Source organism: Humidesulfovibrio sp. (assembly GCF_030689645.1).
Classification (GTDB): domain Bacteria; phylum Desulfobacterota; class Desulfovibrionia; order Desulfovibrionales; family Desulfovibrionaceae; genus Humidesulfovibrio.
In genome coordinates, this window is sequence record NZ_JAUYFU010000110.1 from 91,698 (window position 1) to 111,503 (window position 19,806).

General features: G+C 62.4%; 14 protein-coding genes and 1 pseudogene. 10 read left to right on the forward strand and 5 right to left on the reverse strand.

Features of this window, described 5'->3' with window-relative positions; translation table 11 throughout:
• Positions 1-672 precede the first annotated feature (672 nt).
• The 6 genes from Q8O35_RS14675 to Q8O35_RS14700 are packed head-to-tail and all read left to right on the forward strand — an operon-like array spanning position 673 to position 8,574.
• Positions 673-1,380: a tetratricopeptide repeat protein gene (locus tag Q8O35_RS14675; protein ID WP_305574670.1), complete on the forward strand. Its 708-nt coding sequence runs from the start codon at positions 673-675 to the stop codon at positions 1,378-1,380.
• Complete coding sequence (locus tag Q8O35_RS14680; RefSeq protein WP_305574672.1) at positions 1,377-2,015, forward strand: tetratricopeptide repeat protein; 639 nt, start codon at positions 1,377-1,379, stop codon at positions 2,013-2,015. Before Q8O35_RS14675 ends, Q8O35_RS14680 begins: the two co-directional genes overlap by 4 nt.
• The gene (locus Q8O35_RS14685; RefSeq protein ID WP_305574675.1) at positions 2,005-5,121 is read left to right on the forward strand and encodes a tetratricopeptide repeat protein; all 3,117 of its coding nucleotides are present in this window, start codon (positions 2,005-2,007) and stop codon (positions 5,119-5,121) included. Before Q8O35_RS14680 ends, Q8O35_RS14685 begins: the two co-directional genes overlap by 11 nt.
• Positions 5,122-5,129: 8 nt before the next feature.
• On the forward strand, positions 5,130-6,755 hold the full coding sequence (locus Q8O35_RS14690) for a glycosyltransferase family 2 protein (protein WP_305574677.1): 1,626 nt from the start codon (positions 5,130-5,132) through the stop codon (positions 6,753-6,755).
• Positions 6,752-7,783 carry a glycoside hydrolase family 26 protein gene (locus Q8O35_RS14695; protein WP_305574679.1) on the forward strand — a complete coding sequence of 344 codons (1,032 nt, stop codon included), beginning with the start codon at positions 6,752-6,754 and terminating at the stop codon, positions 7,781-7,783. Before Q8O35_RS14690 ends, Q8O35_RS14695 begins: the two co-directional genes overlap by 4 nt.
• Positions 7,780-8,574, forward strand: a complete 795-nt coding sequence (locus Q8O35_RS14700) for a PilZ domain-containing protein (RefSeq protein WP_305574681.1) — start codon at positions 7,780-7,782, stop codon at positions 8,572-8,574. The genes Q8O35_RS14695 and Q8O35_RS14700 overlap by 4 nt, the downstream gene beginning before the upstream one ends.
• Here Q8O35_RS14700 and Q8O35_RS14705 read toward each other — a convergent pair.
• From Q8O35_RS14705 to Q8O35_RS14715, 3 genes are read right to left on the reverse strand one after another with little or no spacing between them, the layout of a single operon-like run.
• Positions 8,569-8,997 carry an ATP-binding protein gene (locus Q8O35_RS14705; protein WP_305574683.1) on the reverse strand — a complete coding sequence of 143 codons (429 nt, stop codon included), beginning with the start codon at positions 8,995-8,997 and terminating at the stop codon, positions 8,569-8,571. The two genes, Q8O35_RS14700 and Q8O35_RS14705, sit on opposite strands and share 6 nt — an antisense overlap.
• Positions 8,998-9,001: 4 nt before the next feature.
• Positions 9,002-9,358 carry an STAS domain-containing protein gene (locus Q8O35_RS14710; RefSeq protein ID WP_305574685.1) on the reverse strand — a complete coding sequence of 119 codons (357 nt, stop codon included), beginning with the start codon at positions 9,356-9,358 and terminating at the stop codon, positions 9,002-9,004.
• A gap of 13 nt (positions 9,359-9,371) precedes the next feature.
• Positions 9,372-12,845: a PAS domain S-box protein gene (locus Q8O35_RS14715; protein ID WP_305574687.1), complete on the reverse strand. Its 3,474-nt coding sequence runs from the start codon at positions 12,843-12,845 to the stop codon at positions 9,372-9,374.
• A 325-nt stretch (positions 12,846-13,170) separates the two neighbouring features.
• On the opposite strand from Q8O35_RS14715, the gene Q8O35_RS14720 reads away from it, so the two are divergent.
• Both Q8O35_RS14720 and Q8O35_RS14725 read left to right on the forward strand, forming a co-directional pair.
• A complete protein-coding gene (locus Q8O35_RS14720) occupies positions 13,171-15,063 on the forward strand; it encodes a diguanylate cyclase (RefSeq protein ID WP_305574689.1) in 1,893 nt (630 codons plus the stop codon).
• A 267-nt stretch (positions 15,064-15,330) separates the two neighbouring features.
• Positions 15,331-15,474: a hypothetical protein gene (locus Q8O35_RS14725; RefSeq protein WP_305574691.1), complete on the forward strand. Its 144-nt coding sequence runs from the start codon at positions 15,331-15,333 to the stop codon at positions 15,472-15,474.
• Between the two features lie 419 nt (positions 15,475-15,893).
• On the opposite strand, the gene pal is transcribed toward Q8O35_RS14725, so the two are convergent.
• Together pal and Q8O35_RS14735 are read right to left on the reverse strand one after the other, a co-directional pair.
• On the reverse strand, positions 15,894-16,307 hold the full coding sequence (gene pal / locus Q8O35_RS14730) for a peptidoglycan-associated lipoprotein Pal (protein WP_305574693.1): 414 nt from the start codon (positions 16,305-16,307) through the stop codon (positions 15,894-15,896).
• 427 nt (positions 16,308-16,734) lie between these two features.
• Positions 16,735-17,295, reverse strand: a pseudogene (locus Q8O35_RS14735) (universal stress protein).
• Positions 17,296-17,808: 513 nt separating this feature from the next.
• On the opposite strand from Q8O35_RS14735, the gene Q8O35_RS14740 reads away from it, so the two are divergent.
• Complete coding sequence (locus Q8O35_RS14740; RefSeq protein ID WP_305574695.1) at positions 17,809-18,171, forward strand: hypothetical protein; 363 nt, start codon at positions 17,809-17,811, stop codon at positions 18,169-18,171.
• Positions 18,172-18,267: 96 nt separating this feature from the next.
• Positions 18,268-19,755, forward strand: coding sequence for a sigma-54 dependent transcriptional regulator (locus Q8O35_RS14745; protein ID WP_305574697.1), 1,488 nt, complete (start codon positions 18,268-18,270; stop codon positions 19,753-19,755).
• Positions 19,756-19,806: the final 51 nt, after the last annotated feature.

Consider the following 19,806-nt stretch of genomic DNA (forward strand, 5'->3'; position numbering starts at 1 on the left):
GGCGCGCCATGCGGCCACAGCCCCATGGCGGTCTGGATTTCAGGTTTGGCTGCGGTTTCGGCCTTCTTTTGTGCAGACGAAAAAAAGCCCCATCTTCCGGCGTTCGGAAAGATGGGGCCTTCATGCAGGCGTTTCACTGTGACGCGCTACACGACAGCCCCCGTCCTCCAGGAGAGGACGCGGTCCTCCCTCTGGGCCTTGGCATATCCGGCGACAGCCGAATGTGCATGACGAAGGGATTGGCGCTGCATACGCTTCACGAGACACTCCAAAATGACGATTTTATTCGTTGCAAGGAAAAGTATACAGGCATCACCAGGGAAATCAACCGCACGGCCCGCACGCCGTCTGCTGGCACGCAAGCTCCGGGAAAGACGAGCGATGCCATCGGAGCAGCCGCCTTGGCCTGGGGGCATGACCAGGCCGAGCTGGCAAGGCGCAAGCGCCCCCGGTCTTCGCTGAATCTCGAACGAACCTGTTGTGCCAGCGCAAGCTTGTCTCGGCGTCGCATGAGTAGGATTTGCATCTGCCAACATCGGGTTGATGGATTTTCGGCTCTTTGGGAAGGCAGTTTGGCTTGATGTGCTTGACAGTACAGGGGCTTTGGGTTTTGGTTAAGCCAATGTTACGTAGCAGTGGGCATTTTCCACCATGGTAGGTTGCGCGATGCGAATGCAGGCTGGCAAGCTGCGTCAGATCCTGACTTTCATCGGCTTGGCCGTGGTAACTGTGGCTGTCTGCATCTGGGCATATCCCCAGGTGCGGCGGGGGCAGTTGCTCGTGGTGCAGTCGGAGCGCCTGCTGGCCCAAGGCAAGGTGGAACAAGCCCTGGAGGCTGTCCGCGAGGCCATGCGCCTGGGGCGGGTGCCCATCGGCGGACTTGACGGGATGCTCGACGCGGCGCTGCGGGCCGGAGAGGCGCGGGTCGCGCGCGACCTGGCGCTGTTGCTGATGGAGAAGGGCAGGCCCGTTGATTCCGGCCTGGTGGGGCGCGCGGCCGGGTTGCTCGACGCCGATGGCGATGCGGGCGGCGCTCTGGAGATTTTGGAAAAGCGCCGCGCCATGGGCCCCCTGGCCGGGCCGGAAAACATGCATCTGGGCGACCTGCTGCGCCGCGAGGGACGCTTCAACGAGGCGCTGGCCCTCTATGCGGACCTGCTGGCGAAGAATCCCGACGATACCGCCGCCGGAGCGGACCGCGCCGAGACGTACATCTGGATGGGGCGCCACGCCGAGGCCGAGCAGGCCGCACGCGCGCTGCTTTCCCGCAGGCCGGACTCCCGCGCGGCCCGGATAATTCTGGCGCGGGCCATGGCTGCTGCCGGCAACGCCGATGCCGCCATCGCCGAATACAAAACATTGCTGGGAGACAAGCCGTGAGCCAATTCAGCCGCAGCGCCACAGCTTTCATTCTGATGCTCCTGCTGGCGTTGCCCGTGCCTCTTGCGGCCCAGGCGCCCAGCCAGATTCAGGCCGCCGGGTCAGGCCTGCCGCCCGCGCGCGACGACATCTCCGACTGGCAGGCCCGGCTGGAGCTGGCCAAGCTGCTCACGGAATCTGGCCGCCACGCCGAGGCGGCTGAGCAGTACCGGAAGATTCTGCGAGACAAGCCCGATCTGGCCCAGGCCCGCGCTGGACTGGCCCGCGCCCTGTTCTGGAGCGGCAAGCCGGACGAGGCCGCAGCCGAACTCAGCAAGGCCCCGACCGCATCCCTCAGCGCCGAGGACAGGCTGCTTCAGGCCGAGCTGCATCTGGCCGCAGGCCGCCACGAGGAAGCCATCGCGGCGTTGCGCGCCTACCTTGCCATGCGCCCGGCGGACGTGAAGGCGCGCCTGAAGCTGGCCGACGCCCTTTCCTGGCGCAAGCGCCTGGACGAATCCCTGGTCGAATACGAGAAGGTTCTCGCCGCAGCGCCGGATGACCAGCAGGTCCGCCGCCGCTATGCCCGCGTGCTCACCTGGGCTGGCCGCAACGACGAGGCCATCCGCGAGCTGAGGAAAAGCCTTGGGCAATAGGCGCGGCATATTTGCGCTGACGCGGGCCGCGCTGTGCGTCCTGGTCCTTGTGCCGGCAGTGGCCTTGTCCGCGCCGGGCAGTCTCGTCGCGCCTTCCGAGCGCATCTCCGACACAGAGGCCCGCCGCGAGCTGGCCCGGCTTCTCGCCTTTTCCGATCAGGGCCGCGACGAGGCCATGGACATCCTGCAGAAACAGCTGCGCCAGTCGCCGGATGACGCCGAGGCGCGCCTGGCCTTGGCGGAGCTCCTCGCCCGCACGGGCAGGCTGCCTGAGGCTGAAGCCGCCCTGGGCATGCTGCCTTCCAAATTTCTTGCCCTGGCGGAGACCCAGGAGCGGGTGGGCGACGCCTACTTCGCCGCTGGGCGCATGGCCGAAGCCTCCCGCCATTTCCAGAAGGCGATGGACGGCGGCCGTCCGGTGCTGCGCAAGCTGGCCCAGGCCCTGGCCTGGAGCGGCGATACCCGTCAGGCCCGGCCCATGCTGGAAAAGCTTGCAGCGTCCAACCCAGCCGACCGCGAGGTCGCGCTTCTGCTGGTGCGCCTGCGCCTGGCCGATGGCGACGCCATCGGGGCAGCCGTCCTGGCCCGGGATCTGGCCAAGGCCGCGCCGGACAGCCCGCTGGCCCTGGCCGAGCTGGCGGATGTGGAGACGGCCCTGGGCCATGCCTCCGCGGCGCGCTCCCTGTACGAAAAGGCCTTGGTCCTGCCCGGCGGGCAAGAGCTGCTGCCGCGATACGCCCAGGCCATGAATCTCTGGGGAGCCTTTGGACGCGCCATCACCATCTGGCGGGAGCAGGCCGCCAAGGGCGACGCCGAGGCCCACTTGCCGTTGGCCTTGGCCTACGTTGCCGCCCAGCGCGGAGCCGACGCCGAGGGCGTTTTGCGCGGGATCATGCGGACCGGAGCCGCACCAGGCGCAGCGTCTGGCGCTGACCGGGCCGCACGCCTTGCCCTGGCCCGGCTCAAGCTGGAGGAGGAGGATCCGCGCGCGGCGCTGGAAGTCCTGCATCCCCTTGTGGCGCAAGGCGTTTCGGCGGAAGCTGATTCTGTCCGCGAGGCCCTTGTGCTGGCCGTTCAGGCCCAGCGCAAGCTTGGCAGGCCGCAAGATGGTTTGGCCCTGCTGTCGCGCTTGCCTGCGGACGCCGAACCGGCGCTGCGCGCCCGGCTGCTCATGGCGGCGGGCAGGGCGCCCGAGGCCGAGGCCTTGCTCGGCAAGGCAGTTGTCTCAAACCCAAAGGATCAGGAGAGCGCTTTTCTTGCCCTGGGCGACCGGGCCGCTGGCCCTGCGCAACTGGACGCCCTGACGGCTCCGGGCGCGCGCACCCCGGCGGAGCTGACGGCCTGGGCCGCGCTCTGCGCCGAAAAGGGCTGGCGCGACGGGGCGATTCGTTGCCTGCGCGCGGCCATCGTGGCCGACGCCCAGTATTTCCCCGCGCGCATGGCGCTGGCCGAAACCCTCGCCGCCTCGCGCCGTTACGCCGAATCTCTGGCCGAGCTGGACGCCCTGGCCGCAGCTTTCCCCGATTCCTCCAAGGTGCTGCTCGCCCGCGCACGTGTGCTTTCCTGGGACAGACGCTACGACGAGGCCCAGGACGCTTACGCCGCGCTGGCCAAGGCCGACGCCAGCGATCCCGTGCCCGTGCGCGAGGCCGCCCGCGTTCGCTTTTGGGCCAAGGAGCGCGCCCAGGCACTGGCCGCGTACGCCACCCTGCGCACTCCGCCCGTGGATCAGCGTCTGGCCGAGCGGCTGGACAAGGCCGGGCAAGCCAACGGGGACGACCAGTTGCGCGACACTGCCAGAAATATGCTGCGCAGCGCGGCCGAGGGCTCCGAATATCGCCGCTACGAACGCCTGAGCCTGGGCCGGGAGCCCGGCCTTTCCGCCGAATCCGCCCTGGCTGCGGACCAGGCCCTGGCGGACCTGCTTCCGGCCTATCGCATCCAGAAAGGCGCGGGCCTTGAGGCCGAGGCGAAGGATCTCGCTTTCAACCGGCGCTTCAGCCGGTCGCTGCCGGTGTATGATGAATTGCTGGCCTTTGAGCCCGGCAACCAGGAAGCGCGGTTCGACAAGGCACAGTCCGCCTGCGCGCTGGGTCTGTGCAGCCAGGAGCGGCAAGCCTACAGCAGGCTTCTGGAGATCGACCCGTTGAACACGTTGGGGGGCGCGGCCCTGGAGCGCCTGGACCAGCGCACCGCGCCTGCCGTGTCGCTGCGGCAGAACGTCTGGCACGAGGCTGGCCGTGGGCAGCTTGCGCGCATTCTGCGGCAGCGCACGGACCTGGGATTGAGTGCGGGCCTGGCCGATGACCACCGCCTCAGCCTGACCCAGCACCGCTGGTACGAGAGCCCGCGCGGCACGCAGTCTTACGAGGCGCTCGGCCAGACCCTGGCCTGGGACGGGGTTTTCAGCTCCACCTTGCGCGGCGCGGCCTCCTGGACCAACAAACGCTACACCATGGGCAGCCTGAACAACGTGGACACGGGCCGGGCGAGGCTGGAGTTCAATCTGGACGATGTGACGCGCCTGGGCCTTGGCTTCGAGCGCACGGAAGAGCTGGCCAACCATTTCGCCCTGCGTCAGCAGAGCCAGTCGGACAACGCCTTCGTGGATCTCCTGTTCACCCCGGGGCGGGATTGGGAGATCGCCGCCGAGCTGCGCGGCAAGAATTACAGCGACGGCAACCTGGGCGACATGCAGAAGCTGTCCATCGGCTACAGCCTCACCGACCACCCGCGCCAACTGAAGGCCATTCTTTCCGGCGAGCGCCGCAATACCGAAAATAAGAGCCAGGAAATCTACAACGGCGCGTTCCTGTCCGCCATCCGCCACCCCTACTGGACGCCCCAGGACTACACTGCCGCGTCCTTCTCCTTGCAGTGGCGGCACGACCTCTCGGACCTGCAGTTCTGCGGAGCGCCCCAGCATTATTACGACCTCCGCGCCACCGCGGGAACCGACTCTGAAAACAACCCCTCGGTGCGCTTCGAGGCGGAATGGAAGTACGAGTTCGCCACGCGCTGGACCGTCGAGGCCAAGGGGCTTGTCCACCGGTCTCCCCAGTGGGACGCCGACGGCCTGTGGCTCGGCCTGGGCCTGGGATTCTAGGGGGCGTCGTGGCGGGAAAACTCGGCAGAAAACTCTTCGCCAGCAGCCTGACTGCGGCCATGCTGTCCGTTTTTATGTATCTCATCGCCCGCACGGTGCTGTTCATGATGTCGGCCAGGCTTTGGCAGGAGATGGCCGTAGGCGGCATGCTGCTCCTGGCCGAGGCCTTCACCATGCTCCATGCCTTCGGCTACTTCCTCAACGTCTACCACGGGCTGGCCGCTGCAGACGCGCCGCGCATCACGCGGGACACAGTGCCGCCCCTTGATGACTATCCGCCCGTGGCCATTGTGGTGGCCTCGTACAAAGAGCCGCTGGACGTTCTGGAAGACACCCTTACCTGTTTCTACAACCTCACTTATCCGAATAAGCACATCTTTTTTCTGGATGACACCCGCTACGACAAGCCCGGCGAGGACCCCAGGCAGATGGTCGAGTACCGCGCGCAGATCGACGACCTGTGCCGACGCATCGGGGTGAACCTGTTCCGGCGTCCCTGGCGCGGGGCCAAGGCCGGAATGATAAACGATTTCCTTGATTATCTTGCGGACAAGCCCGTGCCCGAGGCCACGCTCTCCGTCTTTGAAGACCGTCCACGGGAGGGCGCGGAGAAGTACGTCATCGTGTTTGACGCGGACATGAACCCTCTGCCTGACTTTGTGGAGCCCCTGGTGGCCTTCATGGAGAAGTATCCGAAGCTGGCCTTCATCCAGACACCGCAGTATTATTCCAACTTCGAGGCAAATCTGGTGGCCAAGGCCGCCGGGCTCCAGCAGGCCGTGTTCTACGAGTACATCTGCGAGGGCAAGAGCGCGCAGGACGCCATGTTCTGCTGCGGCACCAACGTTATTCTGCGGCGGCAGGCCCTCCTCGAAGTGGGCGGTTTTGACGAGACATCAGTCACCGAGGATTTCGCCACCTCCCTGCGCTTTCATATGAACGGCTGGAGCAGCGCCTACCTGAATAAAATCTGCGCCTTCGGCATGGGGCCGGAGGATCTGGGCGGCTACTTCAAGCAGCAGTTCCGCTGGGCGCTCGGCACCGTCGGCCTGCTGCGCTCCATTGGTCGAGAGTTTCTGCGCGGGCCGTCGCGGCTTCCGGCAGCCAAGTGGTGGGAATATTACCTTTCCGGCACCCATTACTTCGTGGGCTGGGTTTTCGTGATCATGGCCATTTGCCCGCTGTTGTACCTGTTCACTGACACGCCCAGCTACTTTGCCAGGCCGGAGCTCTACTTCCTGTTCTTCATGCCGTACATCGTGCTCACCGTGACCATCTTTCTTTACTCCATGAGCCAGCGCAAATACCGCTTCTGGGAGCTTGCCCAAGGCATTTTGCTTCAGGCCATAACCTTTCCAGTGTACATGAAGGCCTCGCTGTTGGCCTTGCTGGGCGTGCGCGGCACCTTCGGCATAACGCCCAAGGGCGGCAGCACCTCTCTGCCCATGTACCGGCTGTGGCCGCAATTGACCCTGGCCCTGGCCAGCCTGGGCGGCTTCACCTGGGGAATGCTGCGCCTGTATCACGGTGATGGCCCGGCCCTGGCGCTGCTGGCAAACTCCAGCTGGTGCCTGTACCATTTTTGTATTCTCTCCACCGCATTGCATTTCAACTTCCCGGAGGTGGCGGAATGAGGCGCGCCTTGCTGCTGGGAGCCCTCTGGATCCTGGCTTTGGGAGCCTGCGTTCCTGGCGGGCGCGCGGCGCGCAGCACTCCGGCCTTTGGCGTGGCGCTGGACGGCCAGCCTGTCACTTCGGCCATGATCGACGCGGCCAGAGCCTCTACGGGCTTGCCTGTCCGGTTGGTGGAGTTTTACGCCCAGTGGCCCGATAATCCTGCCGGATCCGTTGAGGCGTCCGTGGCTGACCTTGGGGCCAGCCTGAACGCCATCCGCGCAGCCGGGGCCGTGCCTTGCGTCACCTGGGAGCCCATGAGCATCGGCGCGGGCGGCACGGAGACCGTCATCCCGGCGCAGCGCATTCTGTCCGGGGAGTACGACGCCTATATCGCGGCTTGGGCGCGCGCCGTGCGCGGCTACGGGCTGCCGGTGTTGCTGCGTCTGGCGCATGAGATGAACCTGGAGCGGTACCACTGGGGCACTGATGCGGCCGGATACGGTCCCAACAGCCCTGAGCTCTACAAGGCCCTGTTCCGCCGCGTGGTCGAGGTCTTCCGCGCCCAGGGAGCGAACAACGCGCTCTTTGTGTTTTGCCCCAACGTGGACTCCATACCCGTCGCAGCCTGGAACAAGCCCGGCGCCTACTATCCTGGCGACGCCTACGTGCAGGTGCTGGGCATGGACGGCTACAACTGGGGCACCACGCACACCAAGGCGGCGCATGGCTACGACAGCTCGTTCCGGTCCTTTGCGGAGATTTTCAGGCCGCTGCACGACGAATTGCGCGCCCTGGCCCCGACCAAACCGGTGATGGTGTTCGAAACGGCTTCGGCCTCTGCCGGGGGCGACAAGGCCCGCTGGGCTGCTGAGGCCTACGGGACGGCTGCGGACTGGGGGCTGTGGGCTGTGGTCTGGTTCGAGGTGGACAAGGAGCAGGACTGGCCCTTGCGCAAGAACGCCAAGGATGATCCGGCTCCGGGCGTGCGCCCGCACGTCACCGACGATCCGGCTTGGCTGGACAAGCTTCTGGGGGCGCGGCCATGACCGAGGCAAGGCGTCGCGAGAAGCGGCTGGACGTGGAGTCTGTGGTGCTGCCGTTTTTGGGGTCGCGCGCGGCGGACTATCAGACTTTCGAGTACCTGCTGCAGGACGTGAGCCCTGGCGGGGTTGGCCTGAGCCTGCCGCGCTGGCTTTCCGCCCGCGAGCTGCTGCGCCAGGGCGAGCGCGTGCACCTGCACCTGCCCTTCGAACTGGCCGGCAAGATGCTGCAAAGCGGATTGGTTTCCTGGGCGCGCTGGGATGAGGAGCAGGAGGCGCAGCTGGTCGGAGTAGTACTCGACGCCGCAGCGCCGTCGCTCTATCCGGTGTTCGTGTCCATGGCCACTCAGGAAATCGCCATCGACCTGGCGGGCTTTACCGGGCTGGAGCACATCCTCGCGCGCGTGCTCAAGGACTGTGTGCTGCTCAAGCGCGGCATACTGGTTTACCTGAAGCACCTTTCGGCCTATTTTTCACGCGTGTGCGACCTGGGGCGCGAGGAGTACCTCCTCTTCCGCGAGGTCATCATGGATGAGGTACGCCGAAACGTGGAGACGCACCTGAAGGTTTTGGAGGGCATGTTGCGCCAGGCCGAAGAAAACGGCGCGCTGGCCTTGGAGCGGCTGGATCTTGATGAATTGCGCCGGGCCATGGACCCGGAGCTCTACATCGACATGTTCAGCGCGGCTCTGGGCGACGAAACCGTGGGCCTGTTCCTCAAGGCTGTGAAGGAGCTGGAGCGCAAGCTCTTGTCCAACTACAACACCTCGGTGCTGCTCTACATCAATGTGCTATGAGCCCTTGCGAAAGGCTTTGCGGATGACGAGCACGTTGTCTGGATCTCCCGCCTTGTAGCCTACGCTGTCTGCGGCATTGCGGATGAGGAACAGTCCCATGCCGCCCTCCGGCAGATCCTCCAGAGTTTGGGCCACGGCCAAGTCCCTTGTGAGCTGCTTGGCATCGTCCAGGGGCGCGCCCCGGTCCTGCACGCAAATCACCAGCCCGGTTCCGTCCACCGCCATCGTCACCCGGACCTTTCCATCCGCGCGTCCCTTGTAGGCGTGTTTGATGGAGTTGTTGGCCGCCTCGCACACGGCCAGCTCCAGGGCGTCCGTCTCGTCTGCGGTCAGGGGCAGCCCCTGACAGATGCCGCGCACGGCAAGGCCCAGAAGGTGCACCAGTTCCAGGCGGCTGGCTATCGTAAGGTTAATGCCATCCATGGCGTCAGCCCGCCCTTGGCGCCGTGGAAAGGGCGCTCACGGCCTCGGCTTCGGTGTCGAAGATGCGGAACACGCCCCTGTCCAGCCGGGTGATGGCGAAGAGCTTGCGCACCTTCTCGCCCAGGCAGCACACTGCCATTTCACCCCGTCCGCCAAGGGTCTTCATGCTCGACATGAGCGAGGCCAGCCCGCTGGAGTCCATGAAGTCCACGGCCTCAAGGTTGAGCACGAAGAGCGTGCCGCCCTGCTGGATGAGATCAACCATGTGGCTTTTGAATAATTGAGCGGCAGAGGCGTCAAGGCGCTGGCCGTTGATGTTGACCACCGTGACTCCCTGCTCGACCTTGTTCTGGAAATCCATGAAACCCTCCTGTTCAAATTCTGCTGAAGCGCACGCAAACTAGGGAAATGTCATCGTCCGGCGGTCGGCCGTCGGCATGGGCCTGAAGCTTGCCTGTAAGCGTTTGGAGCACTGCCTCCGGCGACTGGTCGTGCAGCTCCTGAAGCAGCGATTCCAGCCGCTCCGTGCCGAACTGCTCACCCATGGGGCTTTCCAGTTCGCTCACGCCGTCGGTATAGATGAGCAGGAGGTCGCCTTCCTGGATCTGCACCTGCCCTCGTTCATAGGAGTCTCCCAGCCCAAGGCCCACAAGGGTGCCGCCATCTTCCAAAAGCTGCATCCCGCCTGCGGCGCGCAGAAGCATGGGCGCTGGGTGCCCTGCGTTGCAATACGAAAGGGTGCCGCTTTGCATCTCGTACAGCATATAGAACATGCTGAAGAACTTGTCGAATCGTTCCAGCGGGAAGCTCATGTCTATGCGCCGCAGCACTTCCTCGGGGGCCCTGGGCTGCTGGGAGGCTTCGTCCATGAGCAGCCCTCGTCCGGGCGAGAACTCTTGCGCCACGGAGACCGAGACCAGGGCGGCGGGCACGCCGTGGCCGCTCACGTCCATCATGTACAGGCCGGAATGTTCCGAACCCAGGCATACGACGTTGAAGATGTCGCCACCGATGGTGGCGCTGGGCATGAAGCGGAAGTCCATTTCCATGCCGAGGGAGCAGGTGCCTTCCTTGGGCAGCAGGCTGCGCTGGATCTCTCCAGCGGCCTCCATGTCCGAGTCCAGGCGGGCCTGGCGCTCAATAAGCAGGGTGTTGGCGTTCTCCAGCGCTTCGCGCGCGCGCACGCGGTCAGAAATGTCGCGCAGGATGCCGGTGAAGATGCGTTCCTCTCCGCTGAAGAATTCGCTGACCGACAGCTCAAGCGGAATGATGGTCCCGTCCTTGCGCTTGCCGATCACCTCGCGTCCACCCTTGCCGAGGATGTGCGGATCGTTGGTCTCGCGGTACCTGGCCAGGAATCCGTCGTGCTGGCTGTGGTAGGGCTCGGGCATTAAAATCTTGACGTTTTTCCCCTCAAGCTCTCCCTGGGTGTAGCCGAAGGTGCTGCGCGCGGCGGAGTTGGCCGTGCGGATGTGGCCGAAATGATTGATGGTGAGGATGGGGTCAACGGCGGTCTCCAGCACGGCGCTTAGCCTGGCCTTGCTTTCGCGCAGGGCCTTCTCGGCCTGGATGCGCTTGCCGATGTCCATGACCGTGCCGAAGTAGCCCTGCACCTCGCCTGTGTCATCGCGCCAGGCTGTGGCGTTGCCCGTCAGCCAGGTTGTTTTTCCGTCCGGCTTCAGAAAGCGGTATTCCAGCGAGAAGTCGCGGTTGCGCTCTGCCGCCTCTATCCATTCAGAAAACACGGCGTTGGTGTCCTCCGGGTGGATGGCGTTCAGCCAGCCCCGGTCCACGGCCTGGGCCAGGCTCAGGCCCGAGAATTCTTGCCAGCGTTTGTTGACGAACAGGCAGTTGCCGTCGGCGTCAGTCTCGAAAATGCCCACAGGGCTTAGGTCCAACAGGTTGCGGAAGCGCTGCTCGCTCTGCCGGAGGGCCTTCTCGGCCTGAACGCGAGTGGAGATGTCCACGGCGATGCCGAGAAATCCGAGGATGCGCTGTTCCTTGTCGCGGATGGCCGTGATCACAAGCTCCACGGAAATGTGGCGGCCATCCTTGCGCACGTAGGTCCACTGGCGCATTTCGTGGCCGCCTTCCCTTGCGTGGGCCACGAAGGTCTCGAATCCCTCCACCGGGCGCTTCATGGTCTCGGAAAGCTTCTGGCCGTGCTCTACCACTTCATCCTTGAGGTGGAGTATTTCCGGCGTGTGCAGGCCGACCATTTCAGACGCTTTGTAACCGAGCATGTTCTCCGCGCCGCGGTTGAACACGGTGATGAGCCCCTGCGGGTCTGTGGCGATGATGGACACCTGCCCGGCGGCGTTGACCAGCCCGGCCAGCTTGGCCGAGTCCGCCTCGGCGCGCTTGCGTTCGGTGATGTTCTGGAACACCACCACCGCGCCTACGATCTTGCCGTCGCGCCGTTGCGGGTACGACCAGTATTCGACGGGGAAGCTGGTGTTGTCGGCGCGCCAGAAAGCCTCGTTGTCTGAATGGGTGCCTTCGCCTCTTATGAACGCCTGGAAGATGTGGCAGTCCTTTACATCGAGCGGGGCGCCGTTGGACCGGGTGTGGTGGATGAGAGTGTGCATGTTGCGGCCCAGCAGATCCTGGGGGGTTGCGTACCCCAGTTCGCGCAGGCAGGCCGTGTTGCAGAAGGTGCATTCGCCTTTGAGCCCGATGCCGTAGATGGGTTCGCCTGTTGAGTCGAGGAGGACGCGCGTGCGCTCCTCGCTTTCCCGCAGGTCTGCGGTCATGGCGTCGGCCAGAGCCAGGGCGCGGCTGCGGGTGTTCAGAAGCGTCAGAGCGATGAAGAACAACAGCAGGCTGATGCAGGCCCCGCCCACGAGGACAAGACGGGGTGCGGTGCGGTCGATGGTGGCCTCAAGGGCTGGCAGGGAGGAGAAGCTCAGCGTCCATGTGTGGCCGTAATACTCCTTGCTGATGGAGAAGACGAAGAGCGGGGTGTGGCCTGGTGATGCGCCGTGCAGGCCTTCGGTTCTGTACAGCAAGGTCTTGTCGGACTTCTCCGTTCCGTCATGAATCTCCAGGCTCAGGTCCGGGGGACTCGCGCCCAGCTGGGTCTGCATGAAGTCTTTCATGCGGAAAGGGCTGTAGACGAAGCCCCGGATGGCCGCCCGCCGTTCCGACAATGTGTCGGTGTGGCTGCCTTGCGCATACACTGGCAGGTACATGAGGAATCCTGCCTGCACGTCCTTTCCGGTTTCCTGCACCAGGGTGACTTTTCCGCTGACAGAGGTCTGCCCGGTGTCGCGCGTGCGTTCCATGGCCGCCCGGCGCGTGGGCTCGCTGAACATGTCGAAGCCGAAGGCGCGCTGGTTGCGGGCGTCAAAGGGCTCCAGAAAGATGATGGCGGTCATGAACTCGCGTTCGCCCGCAGGACGGATGGAATATTCAGGGAAGCCGTCGCGCCGGATGTCGTCGATGTGCTTCTGCCGTTGCCCGGCGGGCACCACCACGCTGTACCCCAGGCCCTGGATGCCAGGGTAGTTCTGGAGCACGTTGAGCTTTGCGACGTAGTCGCGCCATTGGCCGCGGCTGATGTTTCCTGTGGCACCGACAAAGGCCTGCCCGCCGCGCAACGCCATCTCATAGGTGCCCAGGCGGTCTTCCATGACGCGCGCGATTTCTGTGGAGCGTGCAACGAATTTATCTTTGGCCAGCCTTTCGGTCAGCAGCCCCGTCGCGTGCCAGCCGAGAAGCGTGAGCCCAAGACAAATCAACAGGAAGGCTGCTGCGGCCAGCATGCCTCGCGGGTTGCGCGAGGCGGCCAGCTTCGCGGCAATGGTGTCTTGCCCTGCCGTGAGAAGCGTGCGGAAGCTGTGGTTCATCCCTCTCCCTGTTCACCCGTTGTATGGGCGCACTGTTCCGCATCGTCGCGGCACTGGAAGCCGCCGTGCCGACAGCGTGCGTCTTATGGACGCTGGGCCAAGCCCGTTTGTCGCAGTGCCGCTGCTATGGAAGCTAAATATTATTCTGCTATGGACGATTCGGCAAGTCCAGTGTGAATATTATGACAGCTGGGTGTTTGCTCTATGAGTAGATGGCGAGAGGTGGGCTGCTGAGACAATTTGTTGAACCTGGCCCTAACGTGGTATAGGTTTGAAATATGAGTAACTGGACTATGGTCAACTTTTCTCGTGGGAGCCTTGAGATATGAGCTTGGCACCATTGCGCATAGCGCGGCCAGCTCTCATCCAGTGGGCGATCTTCGGCGTCAGTCTGCTGTTTCTTGGTTTCGTCCTTGCTGCCAATCGCCAAACGGAGCGGAGCCGCATCGAAGCACAGGAACAGGAGCGGCTCCTGTCGCAAACGCAAGTGGTGCAGCAGGCTCTGGACAACAATCTTGTGGCGCTGCATACGGTCCTTGGATTGTTGAGCAACGACTGGGCGCAGGGCAACGTCGGCAAGGACTTCGCCCTCCTGCTGGAGACGCTGAGCCAAGCCATGCCCGGAGTGGGCTCGCTGCTCATCCTTGACGAGAAGGGGATTTGCCGCGCCGCGAACCGCCGGGACCTTCTCGGCAGAGACTTCAGCGAACGAGCGTACTATCAGGTTCCGCTGAAGTCGCCCGACCGTGATGTGCTCTACGTGAGCCCGCCCTTCCAGAGCGTGCTTGGAGAGCATGTCATCGTGCTGTCGCGCATCATCCAGAGTCCGGGGGGCCGCTTCGCGGGGGTCGTGGCCGCGAACCTGGACCCGGAATTCTTCGCCTCCATGCTGCGCTCCGTGCTTGATGCTCACGACGTTCAGGCGACAATAACCCACGGAAACGGCTCCCTGTTTTTGATTGTTCCAGAGCGTAATGGGCTGGCCGGAACGAATTTGAATCGACCGGGGAGCCTTTTTCGCAGGCACCTGGACACCGGCCAGGAGGCCAGCGTGCTGCAAGGCGTTTCGCTTCTCTCGGGACGCGAGGGCGCCTGGGCCTTGCGGACCGTGCAGCCACCGGACGCCAAAACCAACGCAGCGCTGGTGGTGGCCATCGGGCACAGCCCGGAGGCGCTGCTGAGCGACTGGCGCAAGGGCACGCTGTTTCAAGGCGGCTTGTTTCTGCTGTTTGCCGTGGCCTTCGGCGTCATTCTGATGCTGTTCCAGAAGCGGCAGCAGGCCTTTGAGCTGGAGCGAGCCCAGGCCGCCGAGGCCGTGGCCGAAAGTGAGCGCTTCATGCGCACCATCACCGACAGCATTCCCGGCTTGGTCGCCTATTGGAATGATGAGCTGAAGTGCGTCTACTCAAACCACGCGTACCTCGACTGGTTCGGTAAGACGAAAGAGCAGATGCAGGGCATACACATACGCGAACTGCTGGGCGAGGAACTGTACAAAAAGAATGAGATGTTCATCCAGGCTGCGCTGTGGGGGCAAACGCAACATTTCGAGCGGGCCATCCCAAAGGCCGACGGCAGTGTCGGCTACACGCTGTCGCATTATGTTCCGAACATATTCGACGGCGTTGTGCATGGCTTCTTTGTGCTTGTCTCTGATGTGACGGAGTTGAAGACCATTCAGACCAAACTGGAGCGCCGGGTGCAGGAGCTGGACTCACTGGCGACGACGGACCCGCTGACCGGGATAGGCAACAGGCGGTATTTCCTGGAGCACGTCAAGAATGAGCTCATCCGCAGCGGCCGCTACGGCCTGCCTCTGACCGGCCTGGCACTCGATATTGACCACTTCAAGCATGTCAACGACACCATGGGGCACGACGCGGGCGACGAGGTGCTGAAGGCCATGAGCGCGCTCATGCGCGACACCTTACGCAATACGGACTTCATCGGCCGCATGGGCGGAGAGGAGTTCGCGGCGATGCTCATCCAGACCGGCCTGGATGAGGCCAAAGTCATTGCGGAACGTTTGCGCATCGTCATTCAGGATTCCGTCGTCGAGACAGCAAGCGGCCCCATCCGCTATACCGTGAGCATCGGCCTGGCGGCGACCACCGGAAGCGGCGACACTGCGGAGGATATTCTGAAGCGCGCCGACCTTGCTCTGTATAGGGCCAAGGAGACGGGGCGCAACCGGGTGCGCTGGCACGGGGATGTGTAGTCCTTGCGGCGAGACCTGTGTGGGGTTGCAAGGGCCCCTGTGATCATTGTCGGCGTGCCAGGTCTGCGTATGTCAGATCAGCCTCTGGAGCGTGCTGACGGTCGCAGTGAGCCCAAGCTTCTCAATGGCCAAAATCACGTTTCAAAGAAATAGCGGAACGGCGTTCGTTTTTCATTCCCTAAGTGGACGAGACGCGGGCGGTGCTTCTCTCCGCCACGTGTGGGTTTAAGCACCTCTGCCTTATGGCATAACCTCTGGATCTCGACGATGCTCGACAAACGTGTGGAGCTGTCCGTCACGGCCTGTTTAGCTGGAAAGGGCCTCAAGATGATCATCGAGGGCGACGACAAGTCTCTTGCCAAGGAGACGAAGAACGCGGCCTTATTATTGCCGAAGCTTGGGACGCGCTGACGGCACCTGTTTAGCTGAACACGCTGGTTCAGACCGTATGAAAAAGTTGTGTTCCCCAGGCGTGCGGCAAAGAAAAAAGGCTTGCGAAGCGATTCGCAAGCCTTTTTTCTATCGGTGGTGGAGCTGGAGAGAATTGAACTCACGGCCTCTTGAATGCCATTCAAAGTGATGCCATCAGAGGTGTTGAAAGTATTCGTATATTTTCTGACTGCACTACAAAATCACGACCTTTTGGGGACATTTGTAGTGCGGATTTGTAGTGCAATCGCCGCAGAACTGCTGCGAGTTTTAGATGGTCGTAGAAGGTGGGAATTTCGAAATCAGAGGCAGGCAAAGTATGGTCAGGCTGGAGTGCTTGTTGCGACGACCCGCCGCAACCTCAATGGTCACGGCGGTCGTCATGTTTTAACCTGTTCTGACTAGTTCTGGATCTTGAATTCGTCGCGGCGATTCTTGGACCAAGCCGCCTCGCTGTGCCCCGTGTCCTGGGGGCGCTCTTTGCCACAACTCACGACAGTCAAACGCTCGCCAGCCACACCCAAATGGTTCAGGAACTGCTGGGAAGCCTTGGCGCGACGCTCACCCAAGGCCAGGTTGTATTCGCTGGTTCCGCGTTCGTCGCAGTGTCCTTCGATGACTAGGTTGAAGAGGGAATACTTCTTCAGGGAATCGGCCTTGGTACTGAGAATGTTTCGGCTTTCCGGGGTCAGCTCATACGAATTAAAAGCAAAGAAGATCATGTTTCCGACTTCGCGCTGGACCTGCTTGCGCTGCTGCTCGCGTATCTCGCTTTCGGTCAAGCTGCGTGGTTCCGGGGCCGGAGTGCTCTGCATGCTGGTGTCCTTATTGTTAATCGCATGAGTGCGTTCACTGCCTTTCCGCCGAATGACACTTGTTGAACCACACACCCAGCCGCTTGTGATGACATTCGCGTGCCCGCCCCCAAAAGATAGAGAGCACGATCCAACGAAGCCCATGGCGTTGCTGGCTCGCTCCAACGGTATCAAGAACCTTGCCAACGGGCGCATGCCGTCAATGTGCAGGGATTATTATTGATTATCCATCGTCGTTGAGAGCCATCTAACAATACTCCTGAAACACAGGAGCAACTGCGCAAGATTGCTCTGCTCATTCAGGAGGAGTGTGGGCCGGACAGTGTTCCTGTCGGTCAGCGAATTGGTTGCGCGCTCGCCCTATCTGTCATTGTACGAAATAATCTTGGCAGGCTATTTCCGGCTTGGCGAAACTATCAGCGCTACGCTAGCGTGTGACAAGCACCGGGCAATGGGCAGCAGCGAGGACCCGATGCGCCACGCTGCCCAAAATGATCCCTTCCAGTTCCGAAAGGCTGCGGGAACCCATGACGATCAGGTCGCAGCCGCTGTCTCGGGCTTCCTCCACGATTACATTTTCAGGCCGCACTTCCCAGATAATGAGTTCCGGCGTCATGCCAGCCTCCCGCTAGGACGCAGCAAAGGGCTCCATAAGCTTCTCACTCTCCTCATGCAGTTCTTTGGTCAACTGTATGCGGCCCTCACCGCCGATGAGCATGGGGATGCGCCCGTAGCAGTGCAAAAGGACGATCGTCGCCTTCTGGCCTTGGGCCAGTCCTAGAGCATAAAGGAGCGCGTGCTTGGAGTGCTCCGAACCATCAATAGGGACCATGATTTTTGATATTTCCATACACAGCTCCGGTTGGCAGAAGGATAACGACTCTTCAACTTTGCCCGAGGCCAGGAAGGGAGGCAAGGCAGCGTGTCCTCCGAGATGGAACTGGTGGCACCCGGCTGCTCTGGTTCCAGAATTTCCGCTCAGCACCATCGCAGTGGAAGCCCTTACAGAGAGCGTCGACAGAGCATGCTGCTGGAGTATGTGATGGATGACGATGCCTGCTTGGTGCCGACCCTGGCGGGTCAGAGGAAACACCCGATCAGGGCACAGGCTCTCTTGATTTGCCGCAAAAGCGGAATGAGGATGACAATGCCTCAGACCACCCAGTTTAATAGTGCACCTGGTGTCCTGAATGTTCAGAGCGTCTTGCGCGGATGCTCCTGCCTTTCAGGAATATTCAGCGGACAGAAGAAGAGGGCAGAGTCTATTGTGTGTAATTTAAGTGTATTGTGCCAGCATAAATATTGGCAGGCTTCTTGATAAGGCCTGACCATGGTCATCGGCCATGTCTCAGGCTTCTGTAAGTCCAGGGGGTCTGGCTGTGACCACCGTTTTTAAGATTCTAGCGCGGGAAGTCTCTTTCATCCCTTTGCATTGCTAAAATTTTATCCCAACGCTCCCCGTGTGCCAAAAGGTGCCAATCAGGAGCAGGAGAGCACGAATATGATGGGAAAAGACGCTGTGCCAACAGAGTGTCAGGGGGTGGACTTCAGTAAGGCTGTGGACCGCATGTCCGCCAAGATGGGAGCACTGTATTTATCGGCAGGAGAACAGCGGCTGCGTGAGTTGGACCAGGCCATGGCGGCCGGGAGCCCCTCCGCGGTAATGGACGCCGCCCATTCCCTGGCCAGCTTGACGGGCCTATGGCCCATCAAGGCTCTGGAGAGCTACGCCAGAGAAATTTACGCCGCAGGGGAAAGAAACGAGTTGGCGGCGGCCAGCCATGCCCACAAGCGGCTTCAGGTTGTCATGGGGTGGGTGCTCGTGAAACTGCGCAGCCTTGGGTATGGCGTCAATGCATCGTGAAGATTTGCCTGAATCCTGGCGCTTGGGTATGGTGGTAAGCAGGACTATTCCTCGTCGTGCGCGGCACCATAACCAAAGAGACATGTGAGGCAACTGGTGACCAGAGTCTGCATCATCGATGACGATGAATTCTTCGCGAACTTGCTCGCATCCATGCTCTCCGGCCCGGAGGTTGAGACTGCCGTGGCTCAGGATATGGCACAGGCGAGGAAGCTGCTGTCGGAGATTGATTTCGACGTGGTGCTCCTCGACGTTCGCCTGCCCGACGGCAACGGTCTTGACCTGGCGCCCGGCATCAAGGAACTGCCCTCGGCCCCGGAACTGATCATCATGACCGGCCTGGGAGATCCTGATGGCGCCGAGCTGGCCATACGCAGCGGGGCCTGGGATTACATCCAGAAGACCGGCTCGCCGGAAGGGCTACAGCTTTCCTTCAAGCGGGCGGTGGAGTTCAGGAAGAGTAAGCAGTCGGCGCAGCCTGTGGAGCGACGTGGAATCGTGGGCGAAAGTCCCCGGCTCCAAGAATGCATTCGGCAGATGGCCAAGGCCGCTCGTAGCTCGGCCAACGTGCTCATTCACGGCGAAACCGGCACGGGCAAAGAGAACTTTGCGCGGGCCGTGCATGCCAACAGCCCACGCAAGAGCAAAAATTTCGTGGTGGTTGACTGCGCCTCGCTTCAAGAGGCCCTGGTGGGCAGCGACCTGTTTGGGCACCGCAAGGGCGCTTTCACTGGTGCGGTTTCGGATAAGGCCGGCGTGCTTCAGCGCGCCGATGGCGGCACCTTGTTTCTGGATGAGATCAGCGAGCTTTCCTTGGAACTGCAGAAGAGCTTTCTGCGCCTGCTGGAAACCCACACATTTCGTCCGCTGGGTGACACCAGGGAACTGCGGCTGGACTTCCGGCTGGTCTGCGCCAGCAACAAAAGCCTTGCCGAAATGGTGGCTGCAGGCACGTTCCGCGAGGATCTCTTCTACCGCATCCGCTCCGCAGTGCTGGAATTGCCGCCCCTGCGCGAACTTGGCGAGGATATACTAGCCATCGCCGCGCACCATCTGGAGCGCATCTGCCGGGATAGCAGGCTGTGCCCGAAGACGCTCTCCCATGAGCTTAGGAGTTTCTTCATTGAATACGCGTGGCCCGGCAATGTGCGCGAACTGATCCACGTGCTGGAGGCCATGGTGGCGTGCGCTCCGGACGAAGAGATGCTCCTGTCGGCGTATCTGCCCCAGGAACTGCGCATTCAGATGCTGCGTGCCCGTGTGGGTAAAGCCAATCAGCCCCCCCCACCCAAGCATGAAGGGATGGGGCAGATAGCGGGCCCCCTGACCAGCTGGGGCGAGTACAAGAAGCAGGAGCAAGAGCGAATTGAACTGGCCTATGTGGACGACCTCATCAGCGCCAGTGGGGGAGATCTGCGGCGTGCCATCCAGATTTCCGGCCTGAGTCCTTCGCGCCTTTACAGCTTGCTGAGCAAGCATGGCCGCTCCCTTGGAGAGAGGACGGGGAGCCGTAACCAGAGCATGGAGGTCAGGAAGGGACAGGGCCTTCCGGGCGGCGACTCCGAATCAGAGGAGAAGCAATGACCGGAGGCTACAGAAGCCAAGAACGGCCGATCCTACCTCCCGATCGGAGCA

Bases quoted from the DNA above. Each gene is read 5' to 3' on its own strand.
- Q8O35_RS14675 (WP_305574670.1), top strand. From the start codon at position 673: ATGCAGGCTGGCAAGCTGCGTCAGATCCTGACTTTCATCGGCTTGGCC.
- Q8O35_RS14695 (WP_305574679.1), top strand. From the start codon at position 6,752: ATGAGGCGCGCCTTGCTGCTGGGAGCCCTCTGGATCCTGGCTTTGGGA.
- Q8O35_RS14700 (WP_305574681.1), top strand. From the start codon at position 7,780: ATGACCGAGGCAAGGCGTCGCGAGAAGCGGCTGGACGTGGAGTCTGTG.
- Q8O35_RS14705 (WP_305574683.1), bottom strand. From the start codon at position 8,997: ATGGATGGCATTAACCTTACGATAGCCAGCCGCCTGGAACTGGTGCAC.
- Q8O35_RS14710 (WP_305574685.1), bottom strand. From the start codon at position 9,358: ATGGATTTCCAGAACAAGGTCGAGCAGGGAGTCACGGTGGTCAACATC.
- Q8O35_RS14715 (WP_305574687.1), bottom strand. From the start codon at position 12,845: ATGAACCACAGCTTCCGCACGCTTCTCACGGCAGGGCAAGACACCATT.
- Q8O35_RS14720 (WP_305574689.1), top strand. From the start codon at position 13,171: ATGAGCTTGGCACCATTGCGCATAGCGCGGCCAGCTCTCATCCAGTGG.
- Q8O35_RS14725 (WP_305574691.1), top strand. From the start codon at position 15,331: ATGCTCGACAAACGTGTGGAGCTGTCCGTCACGGCCTGTTTAGCTGGA.
- pal (WP_305574693.1), bottom strand. From the start codon at position 16,307: ATGCAGAGCACTCCGGCCCCGGAACCACGCAGCTTGACCGAAAGCGAG.
- Q8O35_RS14740 (WP_305574695.1), top strand. From the start codon at position 17,809: ATGATGGGAAAAGACGCTGTGCCAACAGAGTGTCAGGGGGTGGACTTC.